Annotated in this window: 21 protein-coding genes; 9 read left to right on the top strand and 12 right to left on the bottom strand. The window is 65.3% G+C overall.

Features of this window, described 5'->3' with window-relative positions:
- Nucleotides 1–30: 30 nt before the first annotated feature.
- The 10 genes from flgK to flgB are packed head-to-tail and all read right to left on the bottom strand — an operon-like array spanning nt 31 to nt 7,906.
- The gene (flgK, locus tag CMV14_RS08645) at nt 31–1,383 is read right to left on the bottom strand and encodes a flagellar hook-associated protein FlgK (RefSeq protein WP_066969169.1); all 1,353 of its coding nucleotides are present in this window, start codon (nt 1,381–1,383) and stop codon (nt 31–33) included.
- Nucleotides 1,380–1,733: a rod-binding protein gene (locus CMV14_RS08640; protein ID WP_066969172.1), complete on the bottom strand. Its 354-nt coding sequence runs from the start codon at nt 1,731–1,733 to the stop codon at nt 1,380–1,382. Before CMV14_RS08640 ends, flgK begins: the two co-directional genes overlap by 4 nt.
- A complete protein-coding gene (locus tag CMV14_RS08635; protein ID WP_066969174.1) occupies nt 1,730–2,830 on the bottom strand; it encodes a flagellar basal body P-ring protein FlgI in 1,101 nt (366 codons plus the stop codon). Before CMV14_RS08635 ends, CMV14_RS08640 begins: the two co-directional genes overlap by 4 nt.
- Nucleotides 2,831–2,856: 26 nt before the next feature.
- A complete protein-coding gene (locus tag CMV14_RS08630) occupies nt 2,857–3,528 on the bottom strand; it encodes a flagellar basal body L-ring protein FlgH (RefSeq protein ID WP_238147233.1) in 672 nt (223 codons plus the stop codon).
- Between the two features lie 7 nt (nt 3,529–3,535).
- A complete protein-coding gene (flgG, locus tag CMV14_RS08625) occupies nt 3,536–4,324 on the bottom strand; it encodes a flagellar basal-body rod protein FlgG (RefSeq protein WP_066969178.1) in 789 nt (262 codons plus the stop codon).
- A gap of 21 nt (nt 4,325–4,345) precedes the next feature.
- Nucleotides 4,346–5,089, bottom strand: coding sequence for a flagellar basal-body rod protein FlgF (locus CMV14_RS08620; RefSeq protein WP_066969180.1), 744 nt, complete (start codon nt 5,087–5,089; stop codon nt 4,346–4,348).
- Nucleotides 5,090–5,124: 35 nt separating this feature from the next.
- Complete coding sequence (locus CMV14_RS08615) at nt 5,125–6,432, bottom strand: flagellar hook protein FlgE (RefSeq protein WP_066969182.1); 1,308 nt, start codon at nt 6,430–6,432, stop codon at nt 5,125–5,127.
- A gap of 35 nt (nt 6,433–6,467) precedes the next feature.
- Nucleotides 6,468–7,148: a flagellar hook assembly protein FlgD gene (locus CMV14_RS08610; RefSeq protein WP_066969184.1), complete on the bottom strand. Its 681-nt coding sequence runs from the start codon at nt 7,146–7,148 to the stop codon at nt 6,468–6,470.
- Nucleotides 7,145–7,549 (bottom strand): flagellar basal body rod protein FlgC, encoded by a 405-nt coding sequence (gene flgC / locus CMV14_RS08605; RefSeq protein WP_011952113.1) that lies wholly within the window; start codon nt 7,547–7,549, stop codon nt 7,145–7,147. Before flgC ends, CMV14_RS08610 begins: the two co-directional genes overlap by 4 nt.
- A 3-nt stretch (nt 7,550–7,552) precedes the next feature.
- On the bottom strand, nt 7,553–7,906 hold the full coding sequence (gene flgB, locus CMV14_RS08600) for a flagellar basal body rod protein FlgB (protein WP_066969185.1): 354 nt from the start codon (nt 7,904–7,906) through the stop codon (nt 7,553–7,555).
- 262 nt (nt 7,907–8,168) lie between these two features.
- Here flgB and CMV14_RS08595 point away from each other — a divergent pair, with 262 nt between their 5' ends.
- The 5 genes from CMV14_RS08595 (at nt 8,169) to CMV14_RS08575 (ending at nt 10,937) form a co-directional block, all read left to right on the top strand.
- Nucleotides 8,169–8,855 carry a motility protein A gene (locus tag CMV14_RS08595; RefSeq protein WP_066969187.1) on the top strand — a complete coding sequence of 229 codons (687 nt, stop codon included), beginning with the start codon at nt 8,169–8,171 and terminating at the stop codon, nt 8,853–8,855.
- On the top strand, nt 8,852–9,394 hold the full coding sequence (locus CMV14_RS08590) for a flagellar motor protein MotB (protein WP_238147232.1): 543 nt from the start codon (nt 8,852–8,854) through the stop codon (nt 9,392–9,394). Before CMV14_RS08595 ends, CMV14_RS08590 begins: the two co-directional genes overlap by 4 nt.
- Nucleotides 9,395–9,680: 286 nt before the next feature.
- Nucleotides 9,681–10,259, top strand: coding sequence for a flagella basal body P-ring formation protein FlgA (locus CMV14_RS08585; RefSeq protein ID WP_083216109.1), 579 nt, complete (start codon nt 9,681–9,683; stop codon nt 10,257–10,259).
- A gap of 78 nt (nt 10,260–10,337) precedes the next feature.
- On the top strand, nt 10,338–10,613 hold the full coding sequence (gene flgM / locus CMV14_RS08580; RefSeq protein WP_066969189.1) for a flagellar biosynthesis anti-sigma factor FlgM: 276 nt from the start codon (nt 10,338–10,340) through the stop codon (nt 10,611–10,613).
- Nucleotides 10,614–10,619: 6 nt separating this feature from the next.
- Nucleotides 10,620–10,937: a hypothetical protein gene (locus tag CMV14_RS08575; protein ID WP_066969191.1), complete on the top strand. Its 318-nt coding sequence runs from the start codon at nt 10,620–10,622 to the stop codon at nt 10,935–10,937.
- A gap of 310 nt (nt 10,938–11,247) precedes the next feature.
- Here the strand turns inward: CMV14_RS08575 and CMV14_RS08570 are convergent, their stop codons facing one another.
- Nucleotides 11,248–11,664 carry a BLUF domain-containing protein gene (locus tag CMV14_RS08570; protein WP_066969193.1) on the bottom strand — a complete coding sequence of 139 codons (417 nt, stop codon included), beginning with the start codon at nt 11,662–11,664 and terminating at the stop codon, nt 11,248–11,250.
- Nucleotides 11,665–11,888: 224 nt separating this feature from the next.
- On the opposite strand from CMV14_RS08570, the gene CMV14_RS08565 reads away from it, so the two are divergent.
- The 3 genes from CMV14_RS08565 to CMV14_RS08555 all read left to right on the top strand — a co-directional run bounded on the left by CMV14_RS08565 (nt 11,889) and on the right by CMV14_RS08555 (nt 14,039).
- Nucleotides 11,889–12,482 carry a hypothetical protein gene (locus CMV14_RS08565; protein ID WP_066969195.1) on the top strand — a complete coding sequence of 198 codons (594 nt, stop codon included), beginning with the start codon at nt 11,889–11,891 and terminating at the stop codon, nt 12,480–12,482.
- Nucleotides 12,483–12,547: 65 nt separating this feature from the next.
- The gene (locus CMV14_RS08560; protein ID WP_083216111.1) at nt 12,548–13,276 is read left to right on the top strand and encodes a phospholipase D-like domain-containing protein; all 729 of its coding nucleotides are present in this window, start codon (nt 12,548–12,550) and stop codon (nt 13,274–13,276) included.
- A gap of 49 nt (nt 13,277–13,325) precedes the next feature.
- Nucleotides 13,326–14,039, top strand: coding sequence for a hypothetical protein (locus CMV14_RS08555; RefSeq protein ID WP_066969197.1), 714 nt, complete (start codon nt 13,326–13,328; stop codon nt 14,037–14,039).
- Here CMV14_RS08555 and CMV14_RS08550 read toward each other — a convergent pair.
- Complete coding sequence (locus tag CMV14_RS08550) at nt 14,036–14,569, bottom strand: hypothetical protein (protein ID WP_096367701.1); 534 nt, start codon at nt 14,567–14,569, stop codon at nt 14,036–14,038. The genes CMV14_RS08555 and CMV14_RS08550 overlap by 4 nt on opposite strands.
- Before the next feature lie 265 nt (nt 14,570–14,834).
- Here CMV14_RS08550 and CMV14_RS08545 point away from each other — a divergent pair, with 265 nt between their 5' ends.
- Nucleotides 14,835–16,085 (top strand): HEPN domain-containing protein, encoded by a 1,251-nt coding sequence (locus CMV14_RS08545; RefSeq protein WP_096367700.1) that lies wholly within the window; start codon nt 14,835–14,837, stop codon nt 16,083–16,085.
- Nucleotides 16,086–16,221 lie beyond the last annotated feature (136 nt).

The following is a 16,221-nucleotide window of genomic DNA, read 5'->3' as shown; positions in this document are numbered from 1 at the left end:
GGTCGCTCCTCATGGGTTCAAGGGGCCTCATCAAAACAGGCCCAGGATTTCCTGAAGCGTCTCGCGCGCGATCTGGATGATCCGCGCCGAGCCGTTATAGGCCTGCTGGAAACGAAGCAGCTGGGCGGCCTCGACATCGAGATCGACGCCGGTGACTTCGTCCAATTGCTGGAGCGCACCATCGCGCTGGATCGCCGTCGCCGACTGCTCGGCCTTGGCGGCGGCCACGCTCTGCGCATGGGTCGATACCAGCAGCGCCCATTGCGCTTCCGGACCAGCCGAATTGCGATAATCCTTCAGCGCCAGCGCGTTGCCGTTGGCGACGCCGGCGGTCGAGGCCGCGGCGATCAGAGAAAGATCGCTGGTCGCCGTGCCGAGCGTATCGGCGCTGTTGCCGGTGACGAGGGCCGCACCGGGATTGCCGTTGCGATCGATGCCGGCGCTGTTCCAGTCGTTCACGACCTGGGCGAAGCGCGACGCGATGGCATCGAGCGACTCGCGACGCGACGCGATCGTGTTGGCGGCGTCGACCAGCCCGGCGAGCGAACCCGACTGCGGCGCCATCGGCACTTCTTCTCCGAAGCCCGAGGCGACGAGCGACAGGCGCCCGCTGTTCGCCTGCACCAGCCCGACATAGCCTGGGTTGGAATTGGTCGCATCGACCAGCTTGACCGTATTGTCGCCCAGCAGGGTGACCTCGGCACGGCCGTCATCCTCCAGCCGCACGTCGATGCCCACCGCGTTCGAGATGCTCTTGAGCGTTGCGTCGCGCTGGTCGAGCAGCAGCGCCTGGCCCTGCGAACCGGGCGCCGAGCGGCGCAGGCCGGCGTTGATCTGGGTCAGCGTCCGGAGGTCGGCATTGAGCTTGGCGACATTGTTCTGCGCGGCGGTCGAGATGCCTTCGGCGGACGAACGCAGCGCCGCCGCGGTGGTGTTGAACTGGTTGGCCGCGTCGGTGATCGCGGTCAGCATGGTGCGGCGGTTGGTGTCGCTGCTGACATCGGCGCTCAGCGCCTCGGCAGAGGTGAAGACGGCACCCATCTTCACGCCCAGGCCGACATCCGAATCGTCGAGCGCGCCCTCCGCGGTATCGAGCCAGGCCGCCTTGGCGTCGGCCTTGCTCGCCTCCGAATTGGCGAAGCGGGCATAGGTGCTGCGATAATTGTCGAACACCCGCTGCACCGAGCCGACCTCGACTCCGCCGAACACGGCGGAGGAGCGGTAGATATAGTTGCTGGACGAGGCCACCGCGGATTCGGTGAGGTTCACCTTGCGGCGCGTATAGCCCTCGGTCTCAGCGTTGGAGACATTCTCGCCGACCGTGGACAGCGCCGCGCGATAGGCGATGACGCCCGAGCGGCCGATCTGGAGAAGATCGCTCATCCGGTGGTCCCGTCAGCTTTGGCCGGGGCGGCATGGCCCTGCGCGGTCCCGGCCGGGGCGGCCGGCCTGGCGACGCGCGCCTGGAACTGCTTGACCAGCAGGTCGGCGATGCCGATCGCGCCCTTGCCCGACAGCTGGTCGGCCAGGTTCGAATCCTGCATCTCGCGGAACTGGTCGGTCGCATCGCTCCCGAACAGATCGTCGTCGGAGAGCTTCGCCTCGCGCATCGACTTGAGCATCTGGCGTGTGAAGATCGCCTCGAACTGCTTGGCCGCGGCCTTGAGCTGATCGAGCTCGTTCGCCTTCGGATCGCCGAGGACGCCGCTCTTGATGGAGACGCCGTTGATCATAGCACCACCAGCTCCGCCTTCATCGCGCCCGCCTGCTTGAGCGCTTCGAGGATCGCGACGAGATCGGCCGGCGAGGCGCCGATCGCGTTGACCGCCTTGACGATCTCGGCGAGCGAGGCGCCCGGCTGGAACTCGAACATCGGGCGGACCTCCTGATCGGCCTTGATCGCGCTGTTCTGCTGGACGGCCGTCTGGCCCTTGGAGAAGGGCAGCGGCTGGATGACCTGCGGCTTCTCGTCGACCTGCACGGTCATCTTGCCATGGGTCACGGCGACCGGCGCGATGCGGACCGCGCCGTTGATCACGACGGTACCGGTGCGGGCATTGACCACGACGCGCGCGGGCGCATCGGCGGTGTCGACATCGATATTCTCGATCCGGCTCATCAGCGCGGTGCGGACTTCGGCGCCGGGCTCGGCCTCGATGGTGATGGTGGTGGCGTCGATCGAGCGCGCGATGGGCCCGAGCCGGCTGTTGATCGCAGCGGCGACCCGCTGCGAGGTGGTCAGATCGCCCTCGGCGAGGTCGAAGCGGAGCTGCGGCGAGGTGGCGAAGCCGGCATCGACGCTGCGCTCCACCGTCGCCCCACCCGGGATGCGGCCGGCGGTCGGCACGTTGATCGTCAGCTTCGAGCCGTCGGCGGCGTCGATGCCGAGGCCGCCCACTGCCAGATTGCCCTGCGCCATCGCATAGATCTGGCCGTCGGCGCCCTGGAGCGGGGCCATGATCAGAGTGCCGCCGCGCAGCGACTTGGCCTTGCCGAGCGCCGAGATGGTGACGTCGAGACGCTGGCCGGGCTTGGCGAAGGGCGGCAACTCGGCGGTGAGCATCACCGCGGCCGCGTTCTTCAGCGCAGGATTGACGCCCGGGGGAAGCTGCAGGCCGAAGCGCGAGGCGACGCCCTTCATGCCCAGGGTAGAGTAGTCGAGGCTGTCGTCGCCGGTCCCCGCCAGGCCGACGACGATGCCGTAGCCGGTCAGCTGGTTGGCACGCAGGCCCGCGAAGGTGCCGATATCCTTGATCCGCTCCGCATGGCTGACGCCGGAGGCGGCCAGACCCGTGAAAGCGAACAGGAAGGTGATCAGAAAGCGGATCATTAACGGCACATCCTCGAAATTCTTAACTAGAATGGACTCAAGATGGCAAAGAAACGGTTAAGCCATCCCATTTTCGAGCCGCGCGCGATCTCGCCCTTGCCCGAATAGATGATGCGGGCATCGGCGACGCGGGTGGAGGGCACCCGGTTGTCCGGGCCGATATCGGCGGCGCGGATGATGCCGGTGATACCGATCGTCTCGTCGCCGCGGTTGAGCGTCAGCAGCTTTTCGCCGCGGATCAGCATCGTCCCGTTGGGGAAGACCTGCGCGATGGTGACGCTCACCTCGCCGTTCAGCTGGTTGGACTGCGCCGCCCCGCCCTTGCCCTGGAAGGTGCTGCCGCCGCTCGCGCCGATATCGGTCGGCTTGAAGAAGGAAGCGGGGCCGGTGGCGGGCGGGGTCAGGCCGATGTCGCCCGAGCGATCGGTCGACGCGCTGTTCGACTTGGTCGCCTGGGTCCGCTCGACCAGGGTGATGGTGACGATATCGCCGACCATCGCGGCGCGCGCGCCGTTGGTGAGCGCCGAATAGCCGTTGGATGCCTGGAAGATCGATCCGTTGGCGACCGGCGCCATCGGCGGGCTGGCGAAGGCCGGCACATAGTCCAGGTCGCGCTTGCGCGGCTTGGCGTGGACCGGATCGACCGCCACGCCGACAAGTAGCGCCGCGACCAGACCGAGCGCTCCGAGCGCGTTCATATCCAGCTTAGAGGTTCTGGTTGACATATTGCAGCATCTGGTCGGTGGAGGAGATCATCTTGCTGTTCACTTCATAGGCGCGCTGGGTCTCGATCATGTCGACCAGTTCCTCGACGATGTTGACGTTCGAGGATTCGAGCGACCCCTGCGCGATCGTGCCGCGACCATCGACGCCGGCGGCGCCGACCTGCGGCTGGCCCGACGCGGCAGTCTCGGTCAGCAGGTTGTTGCCCTCGGCCTGCAGGCCGGCCGGGTTGATGAAGCGGGCAAGCTCGATCTTGCCGATCTCGCTGACCTCGGTCTGGCCCGCCAGGCTTGCGCTGACGCTGCCATCGGCACCGATGGTAACGTTGGTGGCGCCTTCGGGGACCTGGATCTGCGGCTGGAGCTGAAAGCCGTCCGACGTGACGATCGTGCCGTCGGCGGACAGGTTGAAATTGCCGTCCCGCGTATAGCCAGTGCGCCCGTCGGGCATCTGCACCTGGAAATAGCCCGATCCCTGGATCGCGATGTCGAGCGGATTACCCGTCGTCTGCAACGATCCCTGCGTCTGGATCTTGGCGGTGCCGTTGATCTGCACGCCCGAGCCGAGATTGGTGCCGGTGGCGAACTTGGTCGATTCCGACGAGGCGGCGCCCGGCGCGGTCATCGCCTGATAGGCGAGCGTCTCAAAGCTTGCGCGATCGCGCTTGAAGCCGGTGGTGTTGACGTTCGCCAGGTTGTTGGCGATCACCTGCATGCGCATGTTCTGGGCATCAAGGCCCGTCCGTGCGACGTGAAGAGCTGCGTTGCTCATTGGTCTACTCCACTCTTAATTTCAGTCGAAGCGCATCAGGTCGGTCGACGCCTTGTCGATGTCCTGCGCGGAGCTCATCATCTTGACCTGCATGTCCCAGTCGCGGCTGGCCTCGATCATGTCGATCAGCGTGGCCGAGACGTTGACGTTCGATCCCTCGAGCGCCCCCTGCCTGACCGAAGCCTGCGGATCGGCGCCCAGCGTCCCGCCGCTGCGCAGCCGGAACAGGCCGTCGAGCCCCTTTTCCACCGAATTGCCGTTGGTGGAGACCAGCTTCAGCCGGTCGACCTGCTGCACCTGGGTGGGATCGCCGCCCTGGGGAATGATCGAGACGGTGCCGTCGCCGGCGATGATCAATTTGTCATAGGGCGGCAGCGTGATCGGGCCGCTGTCGCCGAGGACGGGCAGGCCATCGCCGGTGGTGAGCAGCCCGCTGTCGCTGACCTGAAGATCGCCCCGGCGGGTATAGGCCTCGTCGCCTTCGCGACTCTGCACCGCGAGCAGGCTGTCCTTGCCCTGCACCGCGACGTCGAGGTCGCGGCCGGTTTCCGAGACGGTGCCCTCGGTCATGTCGGCCGAGGTGACCTCGCCCGAGTTGGTCGCGCGGGCATCGAGTCCGTCGCCCTTCAGCCACAGCGCCGTCGACGAGCTCATCTCGCCGCGGAAGCCCGCGGTGTTGACGTTGGCGAGGTTGTTGGCGGTCATCGTCTGACGCGCCATCGCCGAACGCATCGCCGAGAGTGAGCTGTAGATCAGCTTGTCCATGGCTCAGGTCCCTATTCTGCCCGTAACGCCTATGATCAGGTCCGCAGCTGGACGATCGTCTGGGTCATGGTGTTGGCCGCCTCGATCGCCTTGGCGTTGGCCGAGAAGTTGCGCTGCGCCTGGATCAGCGCAACCAGCTCCTCGGTGATGTCCACATTGGCCTGCTCGAGCGCGCCGGACTGGATCTGGCCGGTGCCGTTGCTGTTCGCCTCGTTGATGATCGGTTCGCCCGAAACGCCGGTGGCGCCCCATTTGCTGTCGCCGAGCTGGCGCAGGCCCTCCGGATTGGCGAAGGTGGCGACGATGATCTTGCCCAGCGCCTGGCTGTCGCCGTTCGAGAAGGTGGCGACGACCAGGCCGTCCGAACCCACCGAAACATTGTCGAGCGCGCCGGCCGCGAAGCCGTCCTGATCGAAGCTGGTGAGGGTGAAGGGTGCGGAGCTCTGCTTGGTGCTCGCGCCATAGGAGAGGTCGAAGGTCAGCGGCGCCGACGCGCCGTTGGGGGCGACCGGGCCTATCGTCATCGCGCTGCTCGGCGCGGTCATCGCGCCCGACGCGTCGAAGGTCAGCGTCAGCGGCGCCGGCTGGGTCGCGGCCGAGTTGTCATAGCTGATCTCGGTGTCGCCGATGAAGGTGTGGGCGGTCCAGCTCGTGGTCGTGGTGGCGCCCGAGGGGATGTTCTCGCGGGTGTAGTAGGTGGTCATCGGGAAGGCGGTGCCCGATGCGTCGTAGACCGTAGTGGTGGTCGACTGGTTGTAGCTGTTCGCGTCGTTGCGATCGAACGCATAGGGGTTCGTCGCGGTGTACACCGAACGGGTCGAGGGCACGTCCGCCGCCGACGGGAAGGTGACGGCGAGGTTGATGTTCTGGGTCGCCTGCGACGTGCCCGAGGTCAGCGGCAGCTGGACCGAGCGCGTGGCGCTGATCCCGGTGGCGGTGACGGTGCCCGAGCTGTCGGTCGGCAGGACCTGCAGATAGGCGCCCGCGCTATCGACCAGGAAGCGGTTGGCGTCGACGCTGAAGGCGCCGTTGCGGGTGTAGCTGACCTGCGCGTTGGAGCTGGAGGCGCGGGTCATGAAGAAGCCCTGGCCCGAAATGGCGAGGTCCAGCGAACGCTCCGAAGCTTCCAGGCCGCCCTGGGTGAACTGCTGGGCGATGCCGCGCAGGCGGGTGCCCTGCCCGGCGATGCCGGCGCTCTGCAGCGGCGAGGAGGAGACGAGATCGCTGAACTCGGTATCGCTGCGCTTGAAGGCGGTGGTGCCGACATTGGCGATGTTATTCGAGATGACCGCGAGATCGGTCTGCGAAGCCTTGAGGCCGGAGAGCGAGGTGTAGAAGGACATGGGTTAAGCTCCGTTTCGCAAGAAAAAGGGGAAGATCAGGAAAGCTGAAGGACGTCGGACGGGCTGAAGCTGCCCATCGAGGTGTTGAGCTTGGTCGAGCCGCTGGTCGGCGAGGTCACGCTGTTGACGGTGGCCCAGCTGGCGGTGGCGTAATCCTTCATCGTCTGCGCCTGGGCGTCCTTGGCGAAGACCGAGATGGTGAGCGGACCGGGGACGGCGTTGCCGTCCTGATCCTTGCCGTCCCAGTAGAAGGGCACGTCACCCTTGGGGACGTCGGTGGCGGTGCCGGTGTAGACGACCTTGCCGCTGCCATCGACGAGGCTGATGTTGACCTGCGCAGCATCCTTGGGAAGCGTGACCGTGCCGGCATAGGCGCCGTCGGCAAGGGGCGCGGCGGTCTTCGAACCGATCAGCGCGGCCTTGCCGATCCAGCTGGCGGCGCCGCCGACCCGGCTGGCTTCCATGCCGCCGGCGATCGTCTTTAGCGACTTGTTCATCTCCGCGATGCCCGCGACCGACGAGAATTGCGCCATCTGGGCGACCATCTGGGTGTTGTCGACCGGGTTGAACGGGTCCTGCGTCGTCATCTGCGTGGTGAGCAGCTTGAGGAACGCCGCCTGATCGAGCGTGTCATTGGTCTTGCCGGTCGTGGTGGCCGACGAGGACGTTTTGACGTTGCTCAGGCTATCGAGATAGCTGTTTCCGGATATGGTCATTTGCCGAGCCTCAGCGTGTCGAGAGTCAGGGTTTTCGCGGTCTGCATGACCGAGACATTGTTCTGGTACTGGCGCGCGGTCTCCATCATCTCGACCAGCTCCTGCGCCTGATCGACCCCGGCCTCCCAGACATTGCCGTCCTTGTCGGCCTTGGGATGGTTGGGATCGTAGCGCTTGGTCGGCTCGATGTTGGAGGCGACGACCTGATCGACCTTGACGGTGGCGACGCCGGGAGCGTCGGTGACGGAGGAGAAGACCGGCTTGATCGCGCGGAACGCCTCTGCCTTGCTGCCCGCGACCGAGCCCGCATTGGCGAGGTTCGACGCCGAGGTGTTGAGCCGCACCATCTGCGCCGACATGGCGCGCCCGGCGATATCGAAGACGGAAAGATTGCCGGCCATGGCTTATTCTCCCCTCAGCGCCTGCTTGATGGTGTTGATGCGGCCTTCCAGGAAGGACAGCGTCGACTTGTACTGCAGCGCGTTCTCGGCGAACTGGTTCTGCTCGGTGCTGAGCTCCACCGTGTTGCCGTCGAGCGAGGTTTCCAGCGGCACGCGGTAGCCGATGTTCGCGTCGGCGGCCTGGCCCGCGGTCATGCCGCTGTTGCTGGTGGCGTCCGACAGCGCCTTGCGGAAATCGATATCGCGCGCCTTGTAGTTGGGCGTCGCGGCGTTGGCGATGTTCGAGGCAAGCATCGCCAGCCGCTGCGACCGCAGCTCCAGCGCCTTGCCGTGGATGCCGAAAAGTGGATCAGCCATTTTTCGTGTCACCTTCCCTAAACTTCCGCCGCGGCCTGCCGTTAATCATGTTCGAGCAGGCACTGCGGCGCTCTTGGGCACCTCCCAAGCAACTGCCGTGCCAAACGTGGTTAACAGGGCGATCACCCCTTAAATTTCTGGGATTTGGCGGGATTCCGGCAGGGCTTTGCCGGAGGCGGCAAGATTTTGCCGGTCGATCTTGCCGGGTTCGTTAACCCTGTCGGGCAACGGTCTGTCGACCATCTGGAGCTAGAAGAAAGACATGGTCCTGCTCGATGCGATCGCCCGTTATATCGACCCCGTCGCGATCGGCATCGTGTTCGGCGGCACCCTCCTCACCACCGTCTTCCGCTCCCCGCTTTCCGACATCGGCCGCGCCTTCGGGGCGTTCGGGCTGGTCGCGAAAGCCAACCCCGACGCCGATGCCGCCGCCGCGCGCGTATCGGTGAGCCGCATCCGCGAGCTGGCCCAGGTCCGCGCGATCGCCTGCGTCGACCGGGTCGAGACCGCGCAACGCTTCCTGATCCGCGCCGCCCGCGAGCTATCGGAGGCGCGCAACTCGGGCGACTTCGTCCGCTGGGCCGCCGCCGACCTCGACGCCCGCCGCCTGCGCCACCAGGGCGTGATCGGCGTGTGGCGCGGCGTGGCGGAGACCGCGCCGGCGATGGGCATGATCGGCACGATCATCGGGCTGGTGCAGATGTTCTCCCACATGGAGGACGCGGCGGCGATCGGCCCGGCGATGGCGGTGGCGATGCTGACCACCTTATATGGCGTGCTGATCAGCGCGGGCATCGCGGCACCGATCGCGGGGCGGCTGGAGACGATTTCCGAGGCCGAACTGGCGTGGCAGGCGGCGGCGTGCAAGCAGCTGGAGATTCTCGCGCGCGAGGAACTGGACAGCCTGCCGCAGCCGATCGCCCGCCCGAACCTGCGGACCGTGCTGTGACCGGCCGGGCGGTGACGGGCCAGGCGGTGACGCGGCGCGACATATCGCAGCGCTGGGTGCTGAGCTTCGCCGATCTGGCGCTGCTGCTGCTCGCCTTCTTCGTGATGATGCAGGCGCAGATGGCCGACCGGGTGAAACTGGCGGCGAGCCTGCGCGGCGCGTTCGGCGGGCAGGGCGCGGGCGGAAGCGGCGGCGGCGTGAAGGTGGAAGGCTTCGCGGCCGGGCAGATCTTCGAGGCCGGGGAAGCGATATTGAAGCCGGGCGTCCAGGCGAAGCTGAAGGCGATCGGCGCCGAGGCGGCGCGCGGCGGCAGGCGGGTGATCGTCGCCAGCCAGGGCCGCGACGGCCAGTCGGCCCGGCTCGACGCCTGGGAACTCTCCGCCGCGCGCACCACGGCGGTCGCCCGCGCGATCCGGATGGGCGGCGTGCCGGACGCCATGATCGAGATCAGCATCCCGCCGATGCGCGCCAGCGAACCCGCGAAGGGCCAGCGCATCGCGGTGCAGACAGTTTCGGGGAAGGCGCAGGCCAACCCCTGAGGGCAACATCATCCCGGTGCGGCTCCCGGATCGTGCTGGCCGCGGGAGCGACGGGCCCAACAGGCCCCCCGCCGGGATGATGTTCCCCCCTTCTTTCGAGTAGCGTTGCGTTGACCCGGCCCCGGCCAGCCCGTCGCCCCGGCGGAGGCCGGGGCCGCAACCGGCTCCTGCCCGCGACGTCGTCCCTTGACGCTGGCGGCCCCGGCCTCCGCCGGGGCGACGAAATCAAACTTGGTAACCGGCGCGTTAACCCTTTCTTTCCAGTTCGCGCGGTAGGCACGGGCGCATGAACTGGAGTATCGCCGCGATGCGCACCGCCATGACCGCTCTTTCCCTGGGCCTTTTCCTCGGCCTCGCCGCCGCGCCGCTGTCGGCGCAGAGCGCGCTGCCGCCGGCGCAGGACCTGGACCAGCTGGAGCGGATGGTGATCGCGACGCTGGGCGCGGACATCGGCGCCCCCGGCGGCCCGATGGCGCCGATCGACCGGCGGATGCGGCTGGCGGCGTGCGCGGGCGGCATCCAGATCGATCCCCCCTCCCCCGGCGCCGTCACCGTGCGCTGCACCACATCGGGCTGGCGCATCCGCGTGCCGCTGACCCGGCCGGGCACCAGCTATGCCCAGGGCAACCCGGTCTATGGCGGCGGCCAGCAGGGCCAGCCCGCGCTGAGCAACGCCGCGATCCGCAAGGGCGACCCCGTCCAGCTGATCGCGCAAGGGTCCGCCTTCTCGATCAGCGTCGATGCGACCGCGATGGAAGACGCCAATGTCGGCAACCGGATGCGCGTGACGACCGCCGCCAAGGGGGGTATCATGTTCGCCGAGGTGCTGGACGCCGGAAAAGTTCGCCTGATCGGATTTAAATAAATTGGAAACCTGTCGTTACTCCCATCAGAGGTGGACAGAGAGGCCCTTCGCGGGGCCCCGGAGTGAAAGGACATTAGGATGATCAATGGGGTAGGACCGGCCAGCCCGACCCGCATCGGTCAGGTCAAGGACGAGAAGGTGATCCCGCTGGTGCCGCTGGCGCCGACGGGACCGGTGGGCGCATCGCCCGCGGCCAGCCCATCGCTGGTGGCGGCGCTGGCCGAAGCCGGACCGCCGATCAACAGCGAGAAGATCCAGGCCATCCGCCAGGCGATCGCATCGGGGGCCTACCCGATCGATCCCAGGGCGATCGCCGCGAAGATGATCGCGCTCGACCTGCCGAAGGCCGAATAGGACGACATGAACGAGATCGCAGTCGATCGTCTGATCCGATCGAGCGAGGCGTTGATCGCCGCGCTCGACGCGCATGACGTGGACGCGATCGAAGCGGCGCTGCCCGGCTTCGGCCAGAGCGTCGCCGCGCTCAAAAGCCCCGGCGGTGGCCTGCCCACCCCGGGGCTGAAGGCGCGCCTGGACAAGGCGCTGGCGCTGGCCGACGCGGCCCGCGCGCGCATCCGCTATCTGAGCGACCGCACCCAGCAGCGGATCGACATGCTCGCGGTGGCCGCCGGCCGCTTCGACTGCACCCCCGCGACCTACGGCCGCCCCGGCCGCTGACCGCGCCCCGCCGCACGCGGCCCCCGCCCCAGTTGCGAACGAGTCGCGAAAACCCCGGGTGCATGGGGTTGGATGTTCGATTTTTTTATTTTTCCTGTCGCCGCCCCATGGCCGGCGCGCCATCGCTCCGCGCATGCCCGCTGCGGCCCGCGCACAGGGGACGGCCGGGACGGCAGGCAGGGCGGCGATGGCGGCGCCGACGATGCGGCGCAGCGCGCGGAAGATCGGCCTGGGCCAGGACAGGGTCATGCCCGCAGCCTAGCAGGCGCAACCCTACAAAGATAGAACAAAAAGCGAACAACGTTCACCTTCAGCCGGCCGCGCCGCCCCGGATGCGGGCGAAGCCGCGCAGGGTTTCGCGCATATTGGGATCGGTCAGCCCCTCGGTCATCGCGTCGACATGACCGACCATGTCGCCCTTCCCCGTGACCGGACCGACCAGGTGCGAGCCCATCGACCAGTCCCCGAACTCGCGCCCCTCGACCGCCCGGCCCGACAGCCGCACCAGCGCCCGATGCCGGGGATCGACCGCGATCCGCGAGAAGGTGGCCTCGACATCCTCCATCGACCCCTCCAGCGCCTGCAGAAAGCGCTTGCCGTCGAAGATCAGCAGCCCGGTGACGCGGGCCCGCTCATTGTTGCGGCGGGAGGCGCGCAGAATATCCTCCACATCGGAGAGGATGAGCGACGGGCGCGCGGTGCTGATATAGATGATCTGGTGAAGCATGGCCGATCCAGGTGGTTGAACGTGCGACGGGTGTATCGGTTCATTGGAAATATGAGATTAACTTGGATTGGCGGAGGCGCTTGGGGGCGGGATAGGGCCGGGAGCGGACTGACGGGTTTTGGTCAATCGGGCCCATGGAGCAGACGTCCCAAGTTTGCTACCGCCACCATTTTGCTACCGTAGCCGTAAGGGCCTGCTTAACCTGAGAGCAGAAAGGGAATCTCATGGCTGACGCCGGGTGCGACCTGATCTCGACCGGATCGGATGTGATTCAGGCCATCTGCGCGTTGACCGTCACCGGCTTCGCAATCGCCGGGCTCAATTCCTGGAAGAATGAGCGCCGCGGCAATCGCCGGAGCGATTTTGCCGAGCGAACGCTGACGAAGCTTCTGGAGGCGCAGGAGCATTTGAGGTCGGTGCGTTTGAATGTCTTTTGGATTGGCGAGCTTGCCCAAGTGGAGGCCGACTGGCTAAAAGCCGATCAGCGCCGGCAGCATGATGCCAAGCTCGAGCTGGTTCACAAGCGGTTGCATAGCAAGTCGGAGCTATTCGCCGAGCTGGACTCCTTGGCCCGCCAGGCGCGGGCAATCGCCCCAAAAGCCGAACAGCCTCTGAAGGATATGGACGAGGTCATCCGCAAAGTGAACGCAGCGATTGTTACCCTGCATGGCCTGAACATGGTCAATGACCCCGACGGTGAACTGGCGCGGATGCTGCGCGAGGCTTATATGCAGGGTCCAGAGGCAACCGATCCGATCGTGCTTGAGGTCAGGCAGATCATCACCCGCGCCGATGCTATTCTTCGCCCACTGTTATAGCTCAGCCGGCTGTGGAGGGGCTTTGAACAAGACTGAGTCCGCATTTGAATTAGCTCGGGGGGACTATGACTGACGAAGAAGTCTATGCCATGTTGGGCGATCTAACTGCGCGAGTTCCCAATTTCGGCACGATCGACGCACCGGCTCGCGACCACGAGACCCTGCTCTGGATCGGCAGGCTTTTGGCGTGCATCGAGTATTTGGGCGATGGAGCTGATATCGCCTTCACGCGGGTCGCTGCCCAAAACCTCGGCGGGCTGACACACGAGGGCAATGTTACCACTCTGCTGACCAACCTGTACTCGGCCTTGGCGAAGGCGGAAGCTCGTTTGCCGACCGCAGCGAGGGGAACGTTCATTGGCGCCGGAAACGCGATGGATGGCTTGGCCGCCGTCGCTCGAGTGTTCGGAGGCGCTGCCAAAGACCTTCTGATCGTTGATCCATATATGGGGGAGCGGGCTGTCATGGACTTCATCCCGATGGCTGCCGAAGGAATTCGGATCCGGCTCCTTGCCGATGCCGCTTCGGTGAAGCCGGGCCTCAATCCAGCCGTCGAAGCTTGGGCGCGGCAATACGGTAGAACTCGGCCGCTGGTGGTTCGGTTGGCACCTGCCCGATCGCTGCACGATCGGCTGGTGCTCATCGATGGGGCGACGGCCTGGAGCCTTACTCAGTCGCTCGAACATTTGGCTCAACGGTCACCGGCCAGCGTTGCTCGATTGCCGGCGGAAGTCGCCAGCCTAAAAATCTCTTTCTTCGACGATCTGTGGGCCAAAGCGCAGACTTTTCCATGATCCCGCGGCTGCGCGAGAGCGGTCATTTCTTCAATTGTGGGGCGTAGGAATGTCGAGCGCCATCGACCCCACTTGCTGGATTTGCGGAGAGCCGGCCACGACGGGCGAGCATTTCTTCAAGCATTCCGACCTCAAGCAGATTTTCGGCCAGCCATCGCAAGCCGCACCGCTATTCCATCACAGCACGAAGCGGGTGAACCGCCCAATTGGCAGCCTGAAGGCCAACGTCCTGAAAATGCCGAGAATCCTGTGCGCTCCCTGCAACAACGAGCGCAGCCAGCCCTATGACCGAGCCTGGGAAAGCCTGTCCGACTGGCTGCGGGCAAAGGTAAACTTGCGGCCGGGCGACCAAGTTCGGGGCGATCGGGTATGGCCGGATGGTCATTGCTCGCGTCGCCTTCGAAACGTGCAGCTCTATTTTACCAAACTGACCGGCTGCTATCTGACCTACATGGGCGTCCCGTTTGACCAGCGCGGGATGGCAACGTCTCTGCTCCATGGGACGATCTACCCCCATATTCATATTCGGCTGCGGGCCAATAATCCGGGCGACTTCGGCCTGTCGGACGTCGTCGTCGATGATAGCCGCCGCGGCAGATGTACGATCGCTGCCTGGCTATATTTGCTAGGGCGGCTGGCCGTCGAAGTTCAATATGTCGATGTCGGCCCGGCAGAAGCGCGGTTGCCAGGCGCTTGGCACCCACGGGCGGGGTCAAACCGACTGCAGATCATGCCGTCGATCGACGAACAGTTTCTAGGTTAATTCTCGTCGGCGTCTGCTAAAATCATCGTGGCGGCCCCGATACGGCGGCGAGCAGCTTGTTCAGCCATTTTGGTCATGTGCGGGGCCAGTTTGGCAGTGCCCAGCCCGGAGAAAATGAGCCCAGCTGCGATGGTTACATCGTCAAATCGATCGCTGGGTGGCGGGAAGCTGTCGAAGGACTTCTTCAGGCGATCGATTGCGGCGTCGACGCGGTCAGACGAGTCCCCATGTGCTACGCCATTTCGGAGTTCGTTGAACCGCTCAATGGGTTTGAGCCACCAGGTTGTGACCATGCTGTCTGGGTAGGGAGTAAGGGCGGCAAGTACGCTCGCCTTTTGGCTATAGCCAAGCCCACGAAGTCTCGTCGCGTGAGGCAGAAGATCGCGAAGCGCAATGTCCATTTCTCGCTCGATCGCCGCGTGTAGCGCGAGAATCTGGCCGGCCCGCTGATCGGTGCTCGCCAGGGCGGCCCGGAGCCGCTCAAATCCCTTACCGAAGTCGTCTGGCAGATCGTCAAACGGCTGAGACATACCCCTCCCTCCCTCCCCGGTCATCCTATCGCAATCGGGGGCGGCCGCAACGCTGAGGCGGATACTGACCGACCCAGCGCATCCGAGACGTGAGGTAGACCTATCCGAATCGTTTCGGGTCGGGCATTCTCCGGCCATGCGCTATCATCGCGGTCTCCACCCCAAGCTTTCCGTCGATTACGACTCGGCTTGCAGCCTTGCCCTGAGTCCCTCTCGCAGATGATGGAGGTTGACCCGGTGTGGCCCACTGTTGTGGCTCGGGAGGATGGCTGACGAGGTGCCCAAATACGATGCCTCCATATTAGCTAAAGATGTAGCCGCTGACGCCCCTCTGCAGGCGCTATTGGCGCCACATGCCACTATGTTTGCTGCGTGCGCCGCGATCGAGAAGTCCACCGGTGATCTCAACGGCCCGCTCTGGCACGAAAAGTTTGCCCTCAAGGAGCCGCTCCTTGAACTGCTGAAGGCCCACCCCCTGTTCAGTCAGGGAAAGGAGCTGGGCGTTGGAAATAGCGGCTTCCATACCAGTCCGAACAGCATCGTCGACTCCATGCTTGATGCGGCCTGCGAGTGGGGGCCAGTCGGCGCCATTGGATGGCTACGGAAGATCCATGCCTGCACGCACACCGAGATGGCCGCAGTCTCAGCGGTGTCGGGCCTCAACATCACCGACCCGATCGGTTTCTCCAACGGGCAAACGATCTGCCGGGCCAAGCACATTCCGTGGTGCGCGCGCGCCAAGGGAATGGAGTTCGACATCATGACCGTGCCCTTCGGGCAACTTATGCATCCAGCCGCGAAAGCGCACTGCTTTGTCTGGGGAGACGTCGAAGCGAAGATCACCGCTGCGGGCGAGAAACGACTCTACGAAACCCAAGGGCCTCGCGAGAAGCAGCGCGATTTGATCGTCGCCTTGGCTCTCGATCCGTCGGCCGCCCCTACCACCACCACTTGGTGGACCGAGTTTCTCGATCCTGTCTTTCAGATATTTTCCAAGCGGGGCTGGGGTCAGTTTGGGCAGAAAGACGATGGTCCGGAGCAGAATGCCTCGGTGAGTCTAGCAGCGGATACGAAAGCCCTCGTCGAAGCCTATCTTGCTTTGACGGGAGACTGGCGCAACGCATGCGCTATTGCGCTCAATACGATCCATCTCTCGCGGCGCTTTTTGCGGCCTGCCGGGAAGGCCTTACAGCTGTGCATCGGGCTGGAGGCGCTTCTGGGGCCGGACGGGGGCACCGGCGAGATCATTCACAAGGTAGCGACCCGCGCCGCGGTTATTTTGGCCGACAGTTATGCCGACCGCGTCGAAAAGCAGAAGGCCTTTAGGAAGCTGTACGACGTCCGGAGTAAGCTGGTTCACGGGAAGGTCGCGAAAGACGAAAAGATCTGGCAAGCATTGAAACCTACGGTCTCTGACATTGCTCGCCTGAGTCGGCTGGCGGTCCAGCGGCCGGACGGCTTTCCTGTCCAGCACATTGACCTGATGGGCTCGTTGCCAACCGCGGCTGCCACCTGACCGATACTTAAGGCTAGATCCGACACGCCGAAGCGGCGATATCTGCCCTGCGCCGATTTTGCTCGCGATCGGCAGCAAAGTGGCGCCATCGGCAGATTTTGGAGCCATCAGCAGGAGGGCCAACGTTCGAAATTAG

The sequence above is a fragment of the Rhizorhabdus dicambivorans genome (genome assembly GCF_002355275.1).
GTDB lineage: Bacteria > Pseudomonadota > Alphaproteobacteria > Sphingomonadales > Sphingomonadaceae > Rhizorhabdus > Rhizorhabdus dicambivorans.
Note: the sequence above shows the minus strand (reverse complement) of the source record. Positions and strands in the feature narration are given on the sequence as shown.

What these genes read in the sequence shown, in the direction of transcription:
- CMV14_RS08570 (WP_066969193.1), bottom strand. Translation starts at nt 11,664, where the DNA reads ATGCTTCACCAGATCATCTATATCAGCACCGCGCGCCCGTCGCTCATC.
- flgB (WP_066969185.1), bottom strand. Translation starts at nt 7,906, where the DNA reads ATGGCTGATCCACTTTTCGGCATCCACGGCAAGGCGCTGGAGCTGCGG.
- CMV14_RS08640 (WP_066969172.1), bottom strand. Translation starts at nt 1,733, where the DNA reads ATGATCAACGGCGTCTCCATCAAGAGCGGCGTCCTCGGCGATCCGAAG.
- CMV14_RS08595 (WP_066969187.1), top strand. Translation starts at nt 8,169, where the DNA reads ATGGTCCTGCTCGATGCGATCGCCCGTTATATCGACCCCGTCGCGATC.
- CMV14_RS08550 (WP_096367701.1), bottom strand. Translation starts at nt 14,569, where the DNA reads ATGTCTCAGCCGTTTGACGATCTGCCAGACGACTTCGGTAAGGGATTT.
- CMV14_RS08635 (WP_066969174.1), bottom strand. Translation starts at nt 2,830, where the DNA reads ATGATCCGCTTTCTGATCACCTTCCTGTTCGCTTTCACGGGTCTGGCC.
- CMV14_RS08575 (WP_066969191.1), top strand. Translation starts at nt 10,620, where the DNA reads ATGAACGAGATCGCAGTCGATCGTCTGATCCGATCGAGCGAGGCGTTG.
- CMV14_RS08630 (WP_238147233.1), bottom strand. Translation starts at nt 3,528, where the DNA reads ATGAACGCGCTCGGAGCGCTCGGTCTGGTCGCGGCGCTACTTGTCGGC.
- CMV14_RS08610 (WP_066969184.1), bottom strand. Translation starts at nt 7,148, where the DNA reads ATGACCATATCCGGAAACAGCTATCTCGATAGCCTGAGCAACGTCAAA.
- CMV14_RS08615 (WP_066969182.1), bottom strand. Translation starts at nt 6,432, where the DNA reads ATGTCCTTCTACACCTCGCTCTCCGGCCTCAAGGCTTCGCAGACCGAT.
- flgM (WP_066969189.1), top strand. Translation starts at nt 10,338, where the DNA reads ATGATCAATGGGGTAGGACCGGCCAGCCCGACCCGCATCGGTCAGGTC.
- CMV14_RS08560 (WP_083216111.1), top strand. Translation starts at nt 12,548, where the DNA reads ATGACTGACGAAGAAGTCTATGCCATGTTGGGCGATCTAACTGCGCGA.
- CMV14_RS08585 (WP_083216109.1), top strand. Translation starts at nt 9,681, where the DNA reads ATGAACTGGAGTATCGCCGCGATGCGCACCGCCATGACCGCTCTTTCC.
- flgC (WP_011952113.1), bottom strand. Translation starts at nt 7,549, where the DNA reads ATGGCCGGCAATCTTTCCGTCTTCGATATCGCCGGGCGCGCCATGTCG.
- CMV14_RS08565 (WP_066969195.1), top strand. Translation starts at nt 11,889, where the DNA reads ATGGCTGACGCCGGGTGCGACCTGATCTCGACCGGATCGGATGTGATT.
- flgK (WP_066969169.1), bottom strand. Translation starts at nt 1,383, where the DNA reads ATGAGCGATCTTCTCCAGATCGGCCGCTCGGGCGTCATCGCCTATCGC.
- CMV14_RS08555 (WP_066969197.1), top strand. Translation starts at nt 13,326, where the DNA reads ATGTCGAGCGCCATCGACCCCACTTGCTGGATTTGCGGAGAGCCGGCC.
- CMV14_RS08545 (WP_096367700.1), top strand. Translation starts at nt 14,835, where the DNA reads ATGGCTGACGAGGTGCCCAAATACGATGCCTCCATATTAGCTAAAGAT.
- CMV14_RS08620 (WP_066969180.1), bottom strand. Translation starts at nt 5,089, where the DNA reads ATGGACAAGCTGATCTACAGCTCACTCTCGGCGATGCGTTCGGCGATG.
- flgG (WP_066969178.1), bottom strand. Translation starts at nt 4,324, where the DNA reads ATGAGCAACGCAGCTCTTCACGTCGCACGGACGGGCCTTGATGCCCAG.